The organism is Acidithiobacillus sp. TH-A36 (assembly GCF_057473445.1).
Map to the genome: position 1 here is coordinate 1 of NZ_JBYCKP010000133.1, position 1918 is coordinate 1918.

At 50.6% G+C, this 1918-nt stretch carries 4 protein-coding genes; all 4 read right to left on the reverse strand.

Features of this window, described 5'->3' with window-relative positions; all coding sequences use genetic code 11:
• Positions 1 to 237 carry a hypothetical protein gene (locus AC2VLY_RS03700; protein ID WP_486894126.1) on the reverse strand — a complete coding sequence of 79 codons (237 nt, stop codon included), beginning with the start codon at positions 235 to 237 and terminating at the stop codon, positions 1 to 3.
• 266 nt (positions 238 to 503) lie between these two features.
• Entirely contained in the window at positions 504 to 674 is a 171-nt protein-coding gene (locus AC2VLY_RS03705) for a hypothetical protein (protein ID WP_486894128.1), read from the reverse strand.
• Positions 671 to 799 (reverse strand): hypothetical protein, encoded by a 129-nt coding sequence (locus AC2VLY_RS03710; protein WP_486894130.1) that lies wholly within the window; start codon positions 797 to 799, stop codon positions 671 to 673. Before AC2VLY_RS03710 ends, AC2VLY_RS03705 begins: the two co-directional genes overlap by 4 nt.
• A gap of 234 nt (positions 800 to 1033) precedes the next feature.
• Positions 1034 to 1918 (reverse strand): DUF3150 domain-containing protein (locus AC2VLY_RS03715; RefSeq protein ID WP_486894131.1); only part of this gene is annotated, 885 nt, incomplete at its 5' end.

The following is a 1918-nucleotide window of genomic DNA, read 5'->3' on the forward strand; positions in this document are numbered from 1 at the left end:
TTAAAATCTTCCATGATCAGCCCCCTTTTTAGCATAGAAGCGTTTTCTTCCGTTTAGACTACTGCCTTCGCGAATATGCCGACCGTTTTGCAAACGCTGCACGATCCCTCCGGAGAGAGGGACGTAATCGTCCTCATACACCAACCGAAAGGTCAGTGGATTAGCGGCAACCTGTTCGATGAAGCCACCTTCAGACAGCAGTGCAAGGGCGGCATTAAAAAGAATATCCTGCGACATAGCTTCTCCTGAAAAAAAGACGCACGAACCCCGTGTTCGTGGCTTAAACGGAAAAAAGCGATGCGCTTAGGAGAAAGTTTCCAACAGACTGGTCTCTGGTGCAAGAATAGCCACCCAAAAAGAAAAACCCCAAAGCCAAAGCCGTGGGGTGGGGGTGGATTCAGTGCCTACGCGACCAAAGCGCAATGCCCAGTGCGATGAGGGCCAGGATCGTGGCTAACGAAAGCCCAGGAACATAGGGTATGTGTCCCATCGAAAGAACCCGCTCAGGAAATTTCGCCAGTCGTATGAGATTCGGGCGAATGAGCACTGCTGCTTATCTGAGCTTTCCTTGCCTGCTCTGATTTTGCGTGGGCATAATCCAAAAACAGATAGAAAGCACCGATAAAAAGAGCTATCCCAATGACTGTTAGCGCAAAAACGGTAATGCCATTCATTCAGAATCTCCTTTTTGTGAGGGTGCAACAATCACTGCGATGAGCACCAACGTAGCCCAAACCACGGCTGCCAGGAATAACTCTTCCAGCTTGTTCTGAGCCAGCGATGCTACCGCTATATACATTGATGCACCTCTTGCTGCCAAAGAAAGCTCGTGTGCCAAAATCCTCCGACGATGTGGCGCATAGAAAAGCCTGAAAAATCTGGATCGGCAAAGCCTATCCCACAAATTATACATGGAAACCTCCTCGAAAAACGGATTGCATTAGCAGTGCCGAAAGAAAGAGGCTGGACAAAATCTATGGAATAGCAGGCAAAGAAAAACCCCAAAGCCGAAGCAAAGGGGTTGAGGGGAAGTTTAAAAGGTCCAGTCAGGAACTCGACTGATCTTGGCAGGCTGCGGAATGAAAGAGGGATGTTCATCTTCCATATCATCCTCTTCAGCCGCTTCAATAGCTGAATCGGGTTCCGGATCCTCTACAGATTGAACATCCGTGGTAGAAACCGCTGCTGCTGGAGATTCTGTTTCTTCGGGCAACAACGCGCCGGCTTCTGCAGAATCGAACTCCAAAACAGCCTTGGGGTCGCTCAGTACCTTGAGCACGCCCAGGACGGTCATTCCAGCAGCAGGGCCACCGGATCCTGTACCATCAATTATCACCTTTATCGCTTCATCTAGGCCGCTGAAACGACCATCAAGGAAAGCCAAGGCGCGTGCTTTGACCTGGATAGCCTTCAGCGTCCCAAGACCCGGAATACCACGCTTTCCGGATCCTAAAGGCCGCCCCAGATAGGTACTAGCCATTTGGGACATCTCCTTGGCTATTTTTATGTGCAGGGGGTTTCCCTTTAGCACCTGTTTGATCTCAGGGTCCGCCAGGTTGATTGGAGTTTTGATCCAGCCAAAGTTGACGGACTCCTCGATGTCCGCCTGAGAAGGTGCGCTTTGCCGGATCACATCCTCCCATTCGGGAGCATCCTTGATCCGATCTTCCAGAATCCGTGGAAGATCGGCAGCCAGCTTTACTCTGGCTTCCAGAACGGTATCCCGGATTTTTTCCAGGGATTTTTGGACTTCAGAGGCATTTTCCTCTGAAACGAGGAATCCTCCGAAGAAACGGGTACCCTTTGCCAACAGGGTAGTTTCAATCGCCTTCCGCGCAGTTCCGAAAACCCGCACAGATTCTCTGGGAAGGATCTGAATGGTGCCAGAACTGGCCAGCACCTTATCCAGATCACGACC

Excerpts from the sequence above, each read along its gene's own strand:
- AC2VLY_RS03700 (WP_486894126.1), bottom strand. The coding sequence starts at position 237 with ATGTCGCAGGATATTCTTTTTAATGCCGCCCTTGCACTGCTGTCTGAA.
- AC2VLY_RS03705 (WP_486894128.1), bottom strand. The coding sequence starts at position 674 with ATGAATGGCATTACCGTTTTTGCGCTAACAGTCATTGGGATAGCTCTT.
- AC2VLY_RS03710 (WP_486894130.1), bottom strand. The coding sequence starts at position 799 with ATGTATATAGCGGTAGCATCGCTGGCTCAGAACAAGCTGGAAGAGTTA.